This window comes from Roseomonas sp. TF40 (genome assembly GCF_057219975.1).
The window spans coordinates 935,770-953,822 of sequence record NZ_JBXVVR010000001.1; the positions used below are offsets into that span (position 1 = coordinate 935,770).

At 67.7% G+C, this 18,053-nt stretch carries 6 protein-coding genes; 1 reads left to right on the top strand and 5 read right to left on the bottom strand.

Going from position 1 to position 18,053, the window contains the following annotated elements; genetic code table 11:
- Position 1 precedes the first annotated feature (1 nt).
- From AC2D9U_RS04030 to AC2D9U_RS04045, 4 genes are all read right to left on the bottom strand, one after another.
- Positions 2-796: an ABC transporter ATP-binding protein gene (locus AC2D9U_RS04030; RefSeq protein ID WP_484746695.1), complete on the bottom strand. Its 795-nt coding sequence runs from the start codon at positions 794-796 to the stop codon at positions 2-4.
- Complete coding sequence (locus AC2D9U_RS04035) at positions 789-1,418, bottom strand: cysteine hydrolase family protein (protein ID WP_484746697.1); 630 nt, start codon at positions 1,416-1,418, stop codon at positions 789-791. Before AC2D9U_RS04035 ends, AC2D9U_RS04030 begins: the two co-directional genes overlap by 8 nt.
- A complete protein-coding gene (locus tag AC2D9U_RS04040) occupies positions 1,418-2,437 on the bottom strand; it encodes an ABC transporter substrate-binding protein (RefSeq protein WP_484746699.1) in 1,020 nt (339 codons plus the stop codon). The genes AC2D9U_RS04035 and AC2D9U_RS04040 overlap by 1 nt, the downstream gene beginning before the upstream one ends.
- 70 nt (positions 2,438-2,507) lie before the next feature.
- Positions 2,508-3,623 (bottom strand): NAD(P)/FAD-dependent oxidoreductase, encoded by a 1,116-nt coding sequence (locus AC2D9U_RS04045; RefSeq protein WP_484746700.1) that lies wholly within the window; start codon positions 3,621-3,623, stop codon positions 2,508-2,510.
- A 151-nt stretch (positions 3,624-3,774) separates the two neighbouring features.
- Here AC2D9U_RS04045 and AC2D9U_RS04050 point away from each other — a divergent pair, with 151 nt between their 5' ends.
- Positions 3,775-16,176, top strand: a complete 12,402-nt coding sequence (locus AC2D9U_RS04050; RefSeq protein WP_484746701.1) for a beta strand repeat-containing protein — start codon at positions 3,775-3,777, stop codon at positions 16,174-16,176.
- A 141-nt stretch (positions 16,177-16,317) separates the two neighbouring features.
- On the opposite strand, the gene AC2D9U_RS04055 is transcribed toward AC2D9U_RS04050, so the two are convergent.
- A complete protein-coding gene (locus AC2D9U_RS04055; protein ID WP_484746703.1) occupies positions 16,318-17,703 on the bottom strand; it encodes a L,D-transpeptidase scaffold domain-containing protein in 1,386 nt (461 codons plus the stop codon).
- Positions 17,704-18,053 lie beyond the last annotated feature (350 nt).

The following is an 18,053-nucleotide window of genomic DNA, read 5'->3' on the forward strand; positions in this document are numbered from 1 at the left end:
GTCAGCTGATCTCGTTCAGGCGCTGGCGCAGCTGGCGCACGATGGCCTGGAATTCGGGCGTCGATTGCAGATCGGGCTCGCGCGGCCGCGCGAAGGGCACCCGCACCTCCATGTCCACGCGCCCCGGGCGGGGCGAGAGCAGCAGGATGCGGTCGCCCAGGAACACCGCCTCGGCGATGGAATGCGTGACCAGCACGATGGTCTTTCGGGTTGCCAGCCAGATGCGCTGCAGTTCGAGGTTCATCGCCTCGCGAGTCATGGCGTCGAGCGCCCCGAAGGGCTCGTCCATCAGCAGGATGCGCGGGTCATAGGACAGCGCGCGCGCGATGGCGGCGCGCTGGCGCATGCCGCCGGAGAGTTCGCGCGGCCAGCGCTTCTCGAACCCTTCGATGCCCACCAGCTTCGCAAGCGCGCGCGCGCGTTCGCGCCGCGCGGCCTTCGGCGCGCCCTTCAGCTCCAGCGGCAGGGCGATGTTTTCCTCGATGCTGAGCCAGGGAAAGAGATTCGCCTCCTGGAACACCATGCCGAGATCGGCGAGTGCGGGCGCCTGGCGCTCGCCACGCTGCCACAGGCTCTGTCCCTCGATCGCGATCTCGCCGGCGGTGGGCGCGATCAGCCCACCGATCATGCGCAGCATCGTCGTCTTGCCGCAGCCCGAGGGGCCGAGCAGCACCAGGAACTCGCCCGGCGCCACGGCGAGATCCGTGGCGGCAAGCGCATGCACGGGCTCATCGCGCGTGCCGTACCACTTCTCGACCTCACGAAAGCTGATCGCGGGATGGTCTGCGTCAGCCATGGGGGAACTCTGCCTCGCCAGCAGCGATCGCCTCCATCGCCTGGTTCGCACCGATGATCCGCGCGAAGCCGAATGCCATGGCGGCGAGTGAGGCCTCATGCCGTGCGGCATCGAAATCCGCCACCGCGTCGCGCACCACGAAGGTGCGGATGTCGCGCTGCGCGGCGTCGCGCACCGAGGTCTCGACGCACATGGAGGTGGTCACACCGCCCACCAGGAGAGCGCGGATGCCACGCGCGGCCAGCAGCACATCGAGCGGCGTGCCGAAAAAGGCCGAGTAGCGCGGCTTGTCGATCACCGCATCTTCCGCCGCCACACCGGCCTCCGCGGGGATCTCGATATCCGCGCTGCCCGCGGCCAACGCGCCGATCTCGCCCAGGCGCGGGCGCAATTCGGTGGTGAGCAGCCCGCCATCGGCATGATCCGCGCGCAGCACATGCCGCGTCCAGATCACCGGCATGCCCACCGCCCGCGCCGCGGCGGCCAGCGCATAGCCCCGCCGCGCCGCCGCCGCGCAGGCCGAGACATCGCGCCCCTGAAGTGCCACGAAACCCTGGTCATGCAGGAAGCCGCGCTGGTAATCCACCAGCAGCAGCGCGGCCTCGGCGCGACGAAAGCGCATCAGGCGCGGGCGCGATCGACGAATTCGTTCGTGAACAGCGTATCCGCCCGCACGCCGGCCGGCGCGAAGCCGGCGGCGGCCATCAAATCATAGCCGCGCTGCCAATGCTCCGGCACGTTGCGCAGCAGGTTCTCGCGGCCCGAGGTCAGCCAGAACTGCATCTCGTTGCGCAGGATGGCGGGCGCCAGCGCGGCGTTGCGCATCTCGGCGATCTCGAACTCGCGCAGATTGGCGAGCGTGCGCGTGAGGTCGGTGTCGGCGAGCATCGCATCCAGCGAGAGCTTCACCGCACGCAGGAAGCGCACCACCACATCGCCGTTCTGCGCCAGGGTCTGGCGCCGCGCGATGTAGCACTGGCCCGGGATCGGCGCGACCGTGTCGGTGTTCCACGAGACATGCGGCGTGTTCGCCGCCTGCAGCGCCACCGGCACGCCGGCCGAGACGATGTAGGCGTCGATACGCCCCTGCTCGATCAATTGCAGCCCGGCGGGCGAATTGGGCGCGGTCTGGCGGGCGACGCGCGCGCGATCCACCCCGCGCGCCTGCAGCATCACGTCGAGCACGATCTCGGTGGCCCCGCCCACCGAGAGGATGCCGATGGTCTTGCCCGCCATCTCCTCCGGCGTGCGGATCGGCTTGGCGACCGTGCTGATGACGTAGAAGGGCGAGCCCTGGCTGATCGTGCCCACCGCCACCAGTTCATTCCCGCCGGGGCGCGAGGAGGCGCGGATATGGTCGCCCACGCCGGTGCGCGAGAGCAGCGCGCCGCCGCCCAGGATCTGCTGCACCGCCATGGCGGAACCGCGCCCCTGCTCGATCGTCACGTCCAGGCCCTCACGCTCGAAGAAGCCACCGCCCTTGGCGTGCAGCACGTCGGCGAAGGCAAGGATGTGCGAGAAGGGCGTCACATAGGTCATGCGGCGCGGCGTCTGCGCGTGAAGATCCTTGATGGTGCAGGCAAGGACGCCCGCCCCCCCCAGGGCAAGGGCATGGCGACGCGAGAGGCTCGGGCTGTTCATGGCGCGTTTCTCCGGGCTGTTCGGCGAAGAGTGCTGCCGGCCCGGCGCTGCCGTCAATGCGGCTGCGCCCTCAACCGCACGCCACGGCGCGCACTTCCTCCGCCAGGGCGAGCGAGGCGGTCAGGCCTGGGCTCTCGATGCCGAGCAGGTTCACCAGCCCCGGCACGCCATGCGTGGCCGGACCCTGGATGACGAAATCCTGCGCCGGCGCGCCCTTCGGCACGGTCTTGGGACGGATGCCCGCATAGCCGGGGGCCAGCGCGCCATCCGGCAGGCCTGGCCACCAGCGGCGGATGGAGGCGTAGAAGCCCTCACCGCGGCGGGGATCGACATCGTAGTTGATCTCCTCGATCCACTCGACATCGGGGCCGAAGCGCGCCTGGCCGCCAAGATCGATGGTGAGGTGCGTGCCCAGCCCCCCCGGCACCGGCACCGGGTAGATCAGCCGCGAGAAGGGATTGCGTGTGGTCAGGCTGAAATAGTTGCCCTTGGCGTAGTAGCTGCCCGGGATGTGTGCCTCCGGCATGCCGGCGATGCGCCGCGCCAGCGCGGGGGCGTGCAGCCCGGCCGCATTCACCAGCAGCCGGCAGGCGAGCGCCATGGGCTCCGCGCCGCCGACCTCGAGTTCGATGCCGGCATCGGTGGCGCGGCCGCGCAGCACCGGGGCGCGGAAGGCGAAGAAGGCGCCGGCATTCTCCGCATCGCCCTGCAGGGCGAGCATGTAGGCGTGGCTGTCGATGATGCCGGTGGAAGGCGAGACGAGCGCCGCGGTGCAGGCGAGTTCGGGCTCGATGGCGCGCGCCTCGGCGGCGCTGATCAGGCGCAGATCCTCCACGCCATTGGCGGCGGCGCGCAGGCGGATGCCCTCAAGCTGCTCGGCCTCGGCGGCCGTCGTGGCGACGATGAGCTTGCCGCAATTGCGCGCCGGCACGCCGCGCTCGGCGCAATAGGCGTAGAGCATCTTCTTGCCGGCCACGCAGGTCTTCGCCATCAGGCTGCCGGCGCGGTAGTAGATGCCGGCGTGGATCACCTCCGAATTGCGCGAGGAGGTCTCGGTGCCGATGGCCTCCGCCGCCTCGAGCACCAGCACGTCGCGGCCTGCGAGCGCGAGCGCGCGCGCCACGGCGAGCCCGACCACCCCTGCCCCCACCACCACGCAATCCACCTGGTCCATCGCCATCCCCATGCCTGGGGGGGCTGTATGGCAAAAGCCGGGCCGGGGCGGGAGGGGGCTGCTTTCCACCGTGGTAAGTTTCCAGCAATCCTTTATGGTCGCGGAAGGAACCGCGCCAGAAACCGGCGCGCTGCCCCACCCGAGCCGGGAAAGTGTGCCTCCGATGCTGCTGACCGACCTCGAACCGGACGTGACCTTCGCCGAGAACACGGTGAATGCCGGCCCGCAACTGCTGGATGCGGATGTCACCTTCACCGCCGCCACCGCGCTGGCGGGCGGGCGGCTGGTGGTGAGCGGTCTGCTGGCGGAGGACCGGGTCTCGATCCTGGCGGAGGGCAGCGGGGCCGGGCAGATTGATGTCTCGGCCGGGACGATCAGCTTCGGCGGCACCGTGATCGGCACCGCGAGTGGCGGGGTGGGCGGGGACTTCACCGTGACCTTTGCCGCCGGCGCGACGGAAGCGGCGGTGGATGCGCTGATCCAGCGGCTGGCCTACCAGAATGTCAGCGACGCGCCGACCGCGACGCGCCGCCTGGTCATCGATGTGGTGGATGGCGCGGGGCTGGGGCTGGGTGATCGGGAGATCGGCACGCTGACGGCGCTCAGTGGCGGCGCCAATCCCTTCAACGGGTTCGATCTGGGGGACCGCAGCACGCCCACCTTCGTGGATCTGGACGGCGATGGCGATCTCGACCTCGTCGCGGGCGCGCTGGATGGCACGCTGCGGGCGTGGCGCAACACGGGCCCGGCCTCGGCGCCCGTCTTCACCGCGCTCAACGGCAGCGCCAATCCCTTCAACAACCTCGATGTGGGGAGCAACAGTACCCCCGCCTTCGTGGATCTGGACGGCGATGGCGATCTCGACCTCGTCGCGGGCGCGTCGAATGGCACGCTGCTGGCGTGGCGCAACACGGGCACGGCCTCGGCGCCGGTCTTCACCATGCTCACCGGCAGCGACAATCCCTTCGGCAACCTCGATGTGGGGACCAGCAGCACCCCCGCCTTCGTGGATCTGGACGGCGATGGCGATCTCGACCTCGTCTCGGGCGCGGCGGGTGGCACGCTGCTGGCGTGGCGCAACACGGGCACGGCCCCGGCGCCGGTCTTCACCACGCTCACCGGCGGCGCCAATCCCTTCAGCGGGTTCGATGTGGGGGGCAACAGCACCCCCGCCTTCGTGGATCTGGACGGCGATGGCGATCTCGACCTCGTCGCGGGCGACCTGAACGGCATTCTGCATGCGTGGCGCAACACGGGCACGGCCTCGGCACCCGCCTTCACCACGCTCACCGGCGGCGCCAATCCCTTCAATGGCCTCAATCCGGGTTACAACAACGCCCCCGCCTTCGTGGATCTGGACGGCGATGGCGATCTCGACCTCGTCGCGGGGGAGCACATCGGCAGGCTGCTGGCGTGGCGCAACACGCCACAGCCCGGCATCACTGTCACCGCCACGGCCGAGAATGATGGCGCGCCCTCCGTCACCTCCGCCGCCGCGGCCGGTTTCGCGGAGAACGGGACGGGCATCGTCTATCAGGCCACCGCCACCGATCCCGATGGCGTGCTCGGCCTCACCTGGTCGCTCGGTGGCGCCGATGCCGGCCTGTTCACCATCAACGCGGCAACCGGCGCCGTCACCTTCAACAGCGCGCCGGATTTCGAGGTCCCCGCCGATGCCGGCGGCAACAATGTCTATGACATCACCGTCACCGCCTCCGATGGCCAACTCAGCAGTGCGGCCCAGGCGGTTGCCATCACCGTCACCAATCTGTTCGAGGCGCCGCGCCTGACGGGCTTCGGCCCGAGCCTTACCCTGCTAGAGAACACCGCGAATGCCGCCCCTCAGTTGCTGGATGCGGAAGTGACGTTCGGCAGCGACACGAGCCTGAATGGTGGGCGCCTGGTGGTGTCGGGATTGCTGGCGGAAGATCGGATCTCGATCCTCGGCCAGGGCGATGGCACGGCTGAGATTGGCGTCGCGGGCAGCACGGTCAGCTATGGCGGGCTCGCCATCGGCTCCGCGACGGGCGGCGAGGGCGGCAGCTTCACCGTGACCTTCAATGGCAACGCCACGCTCACAGCGGTGGATGCGCTGATCCAGCGGCTGGCCTACCAGAATGTCAGCGACGCGCCCACGGCCACGCGCAGCCTGGTCATCGACGTGGTGGATGGCGCGGGGCTGGGGCTGGGTGATCGGCAGATCGGCTCGCTGACGGCGCTCAGTGGCGGCGCCAATCCCTTCAACGGCTTCGATGTGGGGAGCAACAGCACACCCGCCTTCGTGGATCTGGACGGCGATGGCGATCTCGACCTCGTCTCGGGGGAGTACGACGGCATCCTGAACGCGTGGCGCAACACGGGCCCGGCCTCGGCGCCGGTCTTCACCGCGCTCACCGGCACCGACAATCCCTTCAACGGGATCGATGTGGGGCTCAAAAGCACCCCCGCCTTCGTGGATCTGGACGGCGATGGCGATCTCGACCTCGTCTCGGGGTTGAGCGTCGGCAGGCTGCGGGCGTGGCGCAACACGGGCACGACCTCGGCGCCGATCTTCACCACGCTCACCGGCAGCGACAATCCCTTCCACGGGTTCGAAGCGGGGTTCGACCTCGCCCCCGCCTTCGTGGACCTGGACGCCGATGGCGATCTCGACGTCGTCTCGGGCGCGTCGAATGGCACGCTGCTGGCGTGGCGCAACACGGGCACGGCCTCGGCCCCGGTCTTCACCGCGCTCACCGGCAGCGCCAATCCCTTCAACGGCTTCAATGTGGGGAGCGACAGCACCCCCGCCTTCGTGGATCTGGACGGCGATGGCGATCTCGACCTCGTCGCGGGGGAATTCGACGGCATTCTGAATGCGTGGCGCAACACGGGCACGGCCTCGGCGCCCGTCTTTACCGCGCTCACCGGCACCGCCAATCCCTTCAACGGGTTCGATGTGGGGAGCAACAGCACCCCCGCCTTCGTGGATCTGGACGGCGATGGCGATCTCGACCTCGTCTCGGGCGCGGGGGGTGGCACGCTGCTGGCGTGGCGCAACACGCCGCCGCTGACCAGCATCACCGTCACGGTCACGGCCGAGAATGACGCGCCGGTGGTGACCTCCGCCGCCGCGGCCGGTTTCGCCGAGAACGGGACGGGCATCGTCTACCAGGCCACCGCCACCGATCCCGATGGCGCGGCCAGCTTCACCTGGACGCTCGGCGGCGCCGATGCGGGCCTGTTCACCATCGATGCGGCGACCGGCGCCGTCACCTTCAACGCCGCACCGGATTTCGAGACTCCCGCCGATGCGGACGGCGACAATGTGTATGACATCACCGTCATTGCCCGTGACGGCGCGGCCGACAGCGCGCCACGGGCCGTCGCCATCACGGTCAGCAATGTCGTGGAAAAGGGCATGCTGAGCGGCCTGGCCGGCAGCGTGACCTTCGCCGAGAACACGGTGAATGCCGCCCCGCAATTGCTGGATGCGGATGTCAGCCTTAGCCCGGGCGAGGCACTCGACGGCGGTCGCCTGATGGTCGGCGGATTGCTGACGGAAGACCGGGTCTCGATCCTCGTGCAAGGCAGCGGCGCCGGGCAGATCAGCCTCTCAGGCAGCGATGTGCTGCATGGCGGGGTCATCATCGGCAGTTTCGCGGGCGGGGTGGGCGGGGACTTCACCGTCACCTTCAACGGCAATGCCGATGCTGCGGCCGTGGAGGCGCTGATCCAGCGCCTTGCCTACCAGAACATTGCCGACACGCCGACCGCCAGCCGCAGCCTGACGCTCGATGTGGTGGATGGCGCCGGCCAGATTCTCCCCGGCATCGGCATCGGCCCGCTGACAGCGCTCAGTGGCAGTGCCAACCCCTTCAACCCGATTTCGATCGGCAGCCCGGGCCCGCCGGCCGTGGTGGATCTGGACGGCGACGGCGATCTCGACCTGGTCTCGGGCGAGACGTTCGGCACGCTGCGCGCGTGGCGCAACACCGGCACGGCGGCGGCACCGGTCCTCACTGCGCTTACCGGCACCGACAATCCCTTCAACGGCTTCGATGTGGGATACCGGAGCACGCCCGCCTTCGTCGATCTGGACGGCGACGGCGACCTCGATCTCGTCTCGGGCGAGAGCAACGGCACGCTGCAGGCTTGGCGCAACGCGGGGACTGGCTTTGTCACCCTCAGCGGCAGCGACAATCCCTTCGCCGGGATCGATGTGTCGTTCAACAGCGCACCGAGCTTCGTCGATCTGGACGGCGATGGCCTTCGCGATCTGGTGCTGGGCGCCGATGACGGGACGCTGCGGGTCTGGCGCAACACGGGGAACGCCACAGGGCCGATCTTCACCGCGCTGAGCGGCAGCGACAATCCCCTTGACGGGATCGATGTGGGGCGCGTCAGCGCGTCAGCCTTCGTGGATCTGGACGGCGATGGCGATCTCGACCTCGTCGCGGGCGAGCGCTACGGCAGGCTGTATGCGTGGCGCAACACGGGCACGGGCGCGGCCGCGGTGTTCGAGGCGCTGACCGGTGCTGCGAATCCCTTCAACGGCCTCGACGTCGGAGACTACAGCAAGCCCGCCTTTCTTGACCTGGATGGCGATGGCGACCTCGACCTCCTCTCCGGGAACGGCGCTGGCAGGCTGCTGGCGTGGCGCAACACGCCGCCGCGGCCCACCATCACCGTCACCGTCACGGCCGAGAACGACGCGCCCGTCATCACCTCCGCCGGCACGGCGACCTTCGCCGAGAACGCGACCGGCACCGTCTACCAGGCCACGGCGACCGACCTCGAGGGCACGACCAGCTTCACCTGGTCGCTCGGCGGGCCGGATGCGGGGCTGTTCGAGATCAGCGGCACCGGCGCCCTCACCTTCCGCGCCGTCCCGAATTTCGAGACGCCTGCTGACACGGGCGGCAATAATGTCTACAATGTTAACATTGTTGCCAACGACGGCGCAGCCGTCAGCGCGCCGCTGGCCGTTGCCATCACGGTCACGAATATCGAGGAACGCACCATGCTCACCGGTTTCGGCCCCAGCGTGACCTTCGCCGAGAACATTGTGAATGCCGGCCCGCAATTGCTGGATGCCGCTGTCGTCTTCACCGAGGGCGATTCGCTGGATGGCGGGCGGCTGGTGGTCTCCGGGCTGCTGGCGGAGGACCGGGTCTCGATCCTGGCGGAGGGCAGCGGGGCCGGGCAGATCGGGGTGTCGGGCAGCAACGTGCTCTTTGGTGGCGTGACCATCGGCAGCTTCACCGGCGGCGTGGGCGGGGACTTCACCGTTACTTTCAATGCTGCAACGGATGGTGCCGCCGTCGATGCGCTGATCCAGCGCCTTGCCTATGCCAATGTCAGCAGCACGCCGACCGCAACGCGCAGCCTATCCATTGATGTGATCGATGGGGCCGGCGACGGACTGCCGCGGCTTGGGATTGGCACGCTGACTGCATTGCCCGCCAGCGCCAACCCCTTTGACGGGATCGACGTTGGATCAAACAGCGCGCCAGCGCTCATTGATCTGGACGCAGATGGCGATCTGGATCTCGTTTCTGGCAATGCCTCCGGTAGAATTCTTGCTTGGCGCAACACCGGTACGACCAGCGCGCCTGAGTTTTCGGCCATCACTGGCACAGAAAATCCGTTCAATTTTATTTTAGCTTCTACTTACACAAAGCCCGCTTTCCTAGACTTTGACAGCGATGGTGACCTTGATCTTGTATTGGGTGATGCCAGCACCACAATCCGGGCTTGGCGAAACGTCGGAATTTCTACGGCGCCTGTTTTCACTGAATTGTCTGGCGCAGAAAATCCATTCTTCGCAATTTCGAGCCCCGGCGTAATTAATGCGCCAAGCTTTTTTGACATCGACGGAGATGGTGATCAGGACTTAGTTCTTGGCTTGTTTTCCGGAACAGTGCGTGTGTGGCGCAATACCGGCACAACCACCGCACCGTCATTCACCGCCATTACCGGGACAGGAAATCCCTTCGCAAGCATAAATGTCAATGTGAATGCAGTGCCCGCCTTCGTGGATTTCGATGCAGACGGCGATCTTGATCTAGTACTTGGTAGGGAGACCGGATTTCTGCCTGCTTGGCGCAATGACGGACCGAGCACGGCCCCCGTTTTCGTCGCAGTAACTGGTACAGCCAACCCGTTTGACGGCAGTTTCGGTGGCCTTTCGATCACCCCGACTCTTGCCGACCTGGATGGCGATGGAGACCTCGATCTGGCGGTCGGCAGACAAGACGGCACCATCCGAACCTGGGCCAATGCGGCAACCGCACTACCCACCATCACCGTCACCGTCACGGCCGAGAACGACGCGCCGACCGTCACCTCCGCCGCCACCGCCAACTTCGCCGAGAATGGCACCGGCACCGTCTATCAGGCCACGGCGACCGACCCCGAGGACACCACCAGCTTCACTTGGTCACTGAGCGGAGCGGATGCGGCGCTCTTCGCCATCGACAGCACCGGCGCCCTCACCTTCCGCGCCGTCCCGAATTTCGAGACGCCTGCTGACGCGGACGGCAATAATGTCTACAATGTAAACATTGTTGCCAACGACGGCGCAGCCGACAGCGCGCCGCTGGCCGTTGCCATCACGGTCACGAATATGGAGGAACGCACCATGCTCACCGGTTTCGGCCCCAGCGTGACCTTCGCCGAGAACATTGTGAATGCCGGCCCGCAATTGCTGGATGCCGATGTCGTCTTCACCGAGGGCGATTCGCTGGATGGCGGGCGGCTGGTGGTCTCCGGGCTGCTGGCGGAGGACCGGGTCTCGATCCTGGCGGAGGGCAGCGGCGCCGGGCAGATCGGGGTGTCGGGCAGCGACGTGCTCTATGGCGGCGTGACCATCGGCAGCTTCACCGGCGGCGTGGGCGGGGACTTCACCGTCACCTTCAACGCCAATGCCGATGGCGCTGCGGTGGACGCGCTGATCCAGCGCCTTGCCTACCAGAACACGTCCGACACGCCGACCGCGAGCCGGAGCCTTGGTCTCAACGTCATTGACGGGGCGGGCCGGGGATTGGACGCGGGAATCTCTGGTCTCACCGTGCCGAGCAGCACGGCGAACCCGCTGGATGGGCTGAGCAATGGCGGGTTCAGCACGCCAGCCTTCTTCGATTTCGATGGCGATGGCGATCGCGACCTCGTCTCGGGGCTCAGCACCGGCGGCTTCGTCGCTTGGCGCAATACGGGGAGCGAGGCAGCGCCGACCTTCGTGGCGGTCAGTGGCACCGAGAGCCCCTTCAGCACGCTCACCGGCACGAATTTCAGTAACCCGGCCTTCGTGGATCTCGACAGCGACGGCGACCTGGACCTCGTCGCTGGCAACCTCAACGGGCAGCTTGCGGCGTGGCGCAACATCGGCACGGGCGCCACTGCAGCCTTCGACCCATTGGTCGGTGTCGCCAGCCCGGTGTCCGGCATCCAGGTTCTCCTCAGCAGCGCGCCAGCCTTCGTGGATTTCGATGGTGATGGCGACCTTGACCTCGTCGTGGGCGACAATACGGGAGGCTTCCTGGCCTGGCGCAACGTGGCCACCGGCGCCACCGCCAGCTTCAGCGCGGTCACGGGAAGCGAAAACCCCTTTGACGGTCTCAGCGCGAGCTATCGCAGCACCCCGGCCTTCGTCGATCTTGACGGGGATGGCGACCTCGATCTGGCCTCAGGCAATTTCTACGGACAGATGCTGGCATGGCGGAATGACGGCACAACCGGCATCTCGAACCTTGTCGCACTGACGGGCACGGACAACCCCTTCGCGCTGGTGAGCCCATTCGGGCCGTTCAGGCCCGCCTTCAAGGATCTGAACGGCGACGGGGGGCTCGACCTGGTCGTGGGCAAGAATGACGGCACGTTCGGGGTCTGGTTCAACGCGAGCGCGCCGCTGAAAACAGTCACCGTCACCGTCAATGCCGAGAACGACGCGCCGGTCATCACCTCCGCCGGCACGGCCAACTTCGCCGAGAACGCCACCGGCATCGCCTATCAGGCCACGGCCACGGATCCCGAAGGGCAGGCCATCACCTGGTCGCTCGGCGGCGTGGATGCGGCGCTGTTCGAGATCGACAGCCTCACCGGCGCGGTCAGCTTCCTCGCCAGCCCGGATTTCGAACTGCCGGATGATGACGGCGGCAACAACGTCTACGACATCACCGTCATCGCCGATGACGGCGCCGACACCGTCGAGAGCGCCGTCGCCATCACGGTGACGAACGTGACCGGCCGGCCTTCCCTCACCGGCTTCAACGCGGCCGTGACATTCGATGAGAATGTCCTCAACGCCAGCTATGTGCTGCTCGATTCCGATGTTGTCTTCACCTCGGGCGAGTCGATGGCGGGCGGGCGCCTGGGCGTGTTCGGCCTCGTCGCGCAGGATCGGATCGCGATCCTCGCGCAGGGCGATAACGTGGGCGAGATCAACGTCTCCGCCACGCAGGTGAGCTACGAGGGCGTGATCTTCGGCGATTGGGAAGGCGGCGAGGGCGTCGATTTCCTCGTCCGCTTCAACGCCAATGCGACAGCCGAAGCGGTGGATGCGCTGATCCAGCGCCTGGGCTACTCCAATGTCAGCAACCTGCCCGACACACGCTTCGCCCTGACGCTGGTGATCCAGGACAGCCTGGGCCAGGACATCGGCGGGGTCGGCATCGGCAACATCACCATGATGACCGGTACCGCCAGCCCCGTCGCGACCATCGATGTCGGGACCTACAGCGCGCCCGCCTTCGTGGACCTCGATGGCGATGGCGATCTGGACCTCGTGGTGGGCGGGGAAAGCGGCGACTTCATCGCCTTCCTGAACACGGGCAGCGATGGCGCCCCGGTCTTCGAGCAACTCACCGGCACATCCAGCCCCTTCGACGGCATCAATGCGGGCGCGCTGAGTGCGCCCGCCTTCATCGATCTGGATGGCGATGGCGACCTCGACCTCGTCTCGGGCAATGCCGACGGCATGCTGCGCGCCTGGCGCAATGAGGGCGACACCAGCTTCCCGGTCTATGTCGAGCTGCTCGGCACCGAGAACCCCTTCGAGGGGATCGACATCGGCTATCTCAGCAGGCCCGCCTTCGTCGATCTGGATGGCGATGGCGACCTCGACCTGGTGGTCGGCTGCGATTGCGGCTTCTTCAACCCCTGGCTGAATACCGGCAGCGGCGGCGTCGCGGCGTTCACCGAGTTGACCGGGACCGCGGACCCCTTCGCCAATGTTTTCCAGCCCAACACCTATGCCGCAGCGCCGGTCTTCGTGGATGTGGACGGGGATGGCGACCTCGATCTGATGTCGGGCTCGGCCTATGGCGATCTGCTGCTGTGGATGAATACCGGCACCGCCTCCGCGCCGCGCTACACGCCCTACGGCACCGACAGCAGCGGCAACCCGGATGCGTATCTCACGGATTACCCGATCGACGACCTTACGCCCGCCTTCCTGGACATGGACGGCGATGGCGACCTCGACCTCGTGCTGGGCAATGGCGATGGCCGGCTCTACGTCTTCCCCAATCTGCGCGACATCATCATCAACATCAACCGGCAGAACGATTTCATCGAGATCGCCTCCTCCGACACCAGCTTCGTGATCGAGGCCGTTGGCGGCATCGCCTATCGTGCCCTCGCAGACGGGGTGGAGGACGCGACGACTTTCCGCTGGACGCTCTCCGGCACCGATGCGGCGCTGTTTGACATCGACAGCATCACCGGCGCGGTCAGCTTCAAGGTCGCCCCCGATCATGAGGCGCCCGGTGACGCCAACGGCGACAATCTCTACGAGATCATCGTCACCGGCAGCGACGGCGTGTTGACCGACGACCTTGCCGTCTCGATCGATGTCGGCAACAGGATCGAGGGCCCGCGGCTGAGCGGCCTGCGCAGCAGCGCCACCTTCACCGAGAATGCCGCGAACGCGGCACCGCAACTGCTCGATGCCAGCGTCACCTTCACCGCCGAGACCGACCTGAACGGCGGCAGCCTCGTGGTCAGCGGCATGCTGGCGGAGGATTTCGTCTCGATCCTGCCGCAGGGCAGCGGTGCGGGGCAGATCGACATCGACGGCAACGCCGTGCGCTACGGGGGCGTGACCTTCGGCTTCTTCAGCGGCGGCGAGGGCGCCGACCTGATCGTCAACTTCAACCCGGAGGCGAGCACCGAGGCGGTGGAGGCGCTGATCGAGCGCCTTGCCTACCAGAATACCTCGGATTCGCCGACGGACACGCGCGACCTCACCATCGAGGTGGTGGATGGCGCGGGCAGCACGATCACGGTGCGGGGCATCGGCCAGCTCACCGCGGTGATGGGCAGCGCCAATCCCTTCGCCGGCATCGATGTCGGCTCGGGCGCCGCGCCGAGCTTCGTGGATCTGGATGGCGATGGCGACCTCGACCTCGTCATCGGCAACAGCGCGGGCACACTGCAGGCATGGCGCAACGTCGGCAGCGGGGGCGTCGCGGCCTTCACGGCGATGACCGGCAGCGACGATCCCTTCGAGGGGATCGATGTCGGCGCCGAGAGCAGGCCGGTCTTCGTGGATCTGAACGAGGACGGCGCGCTCGACCTGTTCATCGGCAATTCGGCCGGCACATTCCGCACCTTCTTCCGGGTCGGCGCCAGCGATACGCCGGCCTTCACGACGGGTTCGGGCTCCGGCTCTTCGCTCGACCTGCTCGATGCCGGCTCCGATGCGTCCCCGGCCTTCTTCGACCTCGATGGCGACGGCGATCTCGATCTGGTCGTGGGCATCGGCACCGGCGAGATCCTGGCCGCACGCAATGAGGGCTTCCTCTCCGGCGCACCGCTCTTCACCGCGATCCCGAGTGGCATGAATCCCTTCGAGGCTCTCGCCTATGGCCCAAGCGGCCGGACGACGCCGAGCTTCGTGGATCTCGACGGTGATGGCGACCTTGATCTGATCGCCGGTCCCTATGATGGCGGCCTTGGCGCCTGGCGCAACACCGGCACCGTCGAAGCGCCGGTCTTCGTCCCGATCACCAGCAGTGACACGCCCTTCCTCGGCGTGCAGACCGGGGCTTACGCCGCGCCCGCCTTCTTCGACATGGACGGTGATGGCGACCTCGACTTCGTGGCCGGCGGCGTCGATGGCACGCTGCAGGTCTGGCGCAACACGACGGTCGCGACGCCGCGCATCACGGTGAACGTCACGGCCGAGAACGATGCGCCGCGCGTCACCTCCCTGGGCGTGGCCACCGCCGCGGGCAATGGCAGTGGCATCGCCTATCAGGCCACCGCGAACGACCCCGACGGCACCACCAGCTTCACCTGGACCCTGGGCGGCGCGGACGCAGCGCTCTTCGCCATCAGCGGCACGGGTGCGGTCACCTTCCGCGCCCCGCCCGACCTCGATGCGCCCGGGGATGCGGATGGCGACAACATCTACCGGATCACCGTCACCGCCAATGACGGCACGACGAACAGCAGCGCGCGGGCGGTGGCCATCACGCTCACCCAGGTGAACGCGCGGGGCACAGGCGCGCCGGAACTCCTTTACGGGTCGTTGTTCAGCGACAGGCTTGTGGGGGATGGCGGCAACGACACGCTGGTCGGCGGCGCGGGCAATGACAGCCTGATCGGCGGCCGCGGCGCAGACAGCCTCGTGGGCGGTGCAGGCGATGATGACTACACCATCGACGACCTGACTGACATCATCCTGGAACTGCCCGGCGGCGGCGTCGACCGGGTCATCGCCACGGTTGACTGGACCCTTGGGGCAGAGATCGAGCACCTCGTCCTCAAGGGCAACGACGATCTGCGGGGCACGGGCAATGCGCTGGGCAACCGCATGGAAGGCAATGCCGGCGCGAACCTGCTTGACGGCGCGCAGGGCAACGACACGCTGATCGGGGGCGGCGGCAACGACACGCTTCTGGGTGGTGCCGGCGCCGACACGCTGAACGGCGGCGGCGGCGCGGACAGCATGGTGGGCGGTGCCGACAACGATACCTACATCGTCGATCATGCCGGGGACATCACCCTGGAATTGGCCGCAGGCGGCTATGACGAGGTCATCGCGAGCCGCAGCTGGACGCTGGCGGCCGAGATCGAGCGCCTTGCCCTTGTCGGCAGCGGCGGGTTCAGCGGCACGGGCAATGCGCTGGACAACCGGATCGAAGGAAATGCTGGCGCCAACCTGCTGCAAGGCGGCGACGGGCACGACGTGGTCCTGGGCAATGAGGGCAACGACACGCTGCAGGGTGGCACTGGCGCCGACACGTTGCGCGGCGGCCTCGGCACCGACAGTCTCGAGGGCGGGCTCGGGGCCGACCGTTTTCTCTACGACCGGGTGGACCACGCCGTGGGCGATATCCTGGCGGATTTCAACGCGCTCGAGGGCGACCAGATCGATATGCGCCCGATGGACGCAGACAGCACCCTCGCCGGCAATCAGGCCTTCACCTGGATCGGCACTGGCCTCTTCAGCGGCCAGGCAGGCCAGTTGCGCTTCAGCGGCGGCGTTCTCTCAGGCGATGTCGACGGCAATGGCCGCGCCGATTTCGACATCTCCCTGATCGGCGTGAGCACGCTGGGCGCGTCCAACATCCTGCTCTGATGCCAACGGTCACGTTCAGCGACCCGTTGGACCTCTCTTTGTTTCAGGTGACGGGCGCGCCCATGCGAACCCTCGCCCAGCCATGCTGGCCGCGGGATAGGCGGGAGGTGCAGGACGGCCCGGTGAGGTTGCTGCCGCCGGTCAACGCCGGCGTGGGGTTGGCCCCGGCGCGTTCGCCGGCTGGATGACACGCCGCGGCGGCCCTGCGACCGGCGCCAAGCGCGCCACAGCCGGCGCGATCGCCTCCGGCGGGCGCTTGTAGAGCCGACGCCAGATCATGGCATCGCGGCCATAGAAATCCGGGCGGGTCTCAAGCTCGCCATCCGCCGAAGCGAAGGCGGTGTGGTAAAGCACGAAGACCGGCACCGGCCTGGGCAGCGGCTTGCGCACGGTCCCGCCGGCGGCAACCTTCGCCTGGATCGAATCGATCGGTTCCTCCATCAGCAGCGCGGCGAACTCCAGGGGGTTGTGAACCCGGATGCAGCCATTGCTGATGCGCCGGTTCTCCCGCCCGAAGGCATCCCGGTCAGGGGTGTCGTGCAGATAGACATCGAAGCGGTTGGGCATGTCGAACATGATCACGCCAAGTCCGGCCTGCGGACCAGGCGCCTGCTCGGCCTCGCCATTCGGCAGCAGGGTGATGTTGTAGCGGGTGAGGAAGCCGGGGTCGCGCTCCAGTCGAGGCAGGATATCCGCCGCCACGATGTCCCGCGGGATGATCCAGGGCGGGTTGAAGAAGGCCCCCTCGATGAGGGTGCGGAATTCCGGGCTCTGCTTGCGCTCCATCTCGTCGCCCACCACGACGCGGGTGGTGAAGACGGGGCGATGGTCCCGGTAGAGCACCAGGCGCTGGTCGGCGACATTCACCCAGACCCGGTCCGCCGGCAGATTGCGTGGCAGCCAGCGCTGCCGCTCGAGATTCGCCTCGATCCGGCGCAGCCGGTCCGGCGGCAGGATTTCGCCCGGGTCACCGCGGCGATGGCCCTGCAGGGCTTCACGTAGCGCCCGGTAGGTCGCCGTGCGCGGCGCAAGCGCCTCGATCGCCGCCACCGGATCGCCAGCCTCGAGCCCTGCATCGAGCACAGCCGTGACATCCACCGGCTCGGCGGCCAGGGTCTCGTTCGCCATGCGCCGGGCAAGGGGAACAGCGCCGAAGGCCAGGGCCTCGGCATAGGTCAGCGCGGCATGGGAGAGCAGCAATTCCTGCCGAAGCGGCGGAAACATGCCGATCCGCTGCACCAGCGAGCCATGGAACATCTCGGGGTCAAGGCCATGGCTGGAGGCGTGCAGCACGGCCTCGGCCATGGCTTCGGCCGCGGCGGGGCGATGCGACCATACCGGAACGTAGCCGCGGCGGTGGTAGAAGCGGCGCAGCAGCGTGCCGTCCAGCGTCTCCCCCGCCACGATGGGGTCGCCGCCTTCGCGCAGCCGCGCGAGATCATCCTGGCTGCCCCGGACCTGTTCGGGTTCGGGCTCCAGACCGCCGGTCTGCAGGGCCTCTTCTTCCGGCACCGCGCAGGCGGCCAACGACCATGCCAAACCGAGGCCGAGCACCCCCCGCCCCAGGGCCGCGCGCCGGGAAAGCCGCGCCGGAGCGCAAGCGGAAGAGGGGTGGCAGGGCGAATCGGGGCGGTCCCCGGCCTCGCGCGCGCGCTGCGCTTCAGTTTCCTTGCAGGTCATGCAACCAACAGTTTGACAAAGCGGGAAAAAATGCCATTGAATTGGTCTGCGGCCACGAGTCGAAGCGAAAGGACCCTGCCCAATGACCACCGAGACCAAGGTAATGACCCGCCACGCGCTGATCCGCAAGGCTGCCATGGTTGCCGCCCTGGCGCCCGCGGCGATGCTCGCCGCCTGCGCTCAGGACGCGCCGCCCC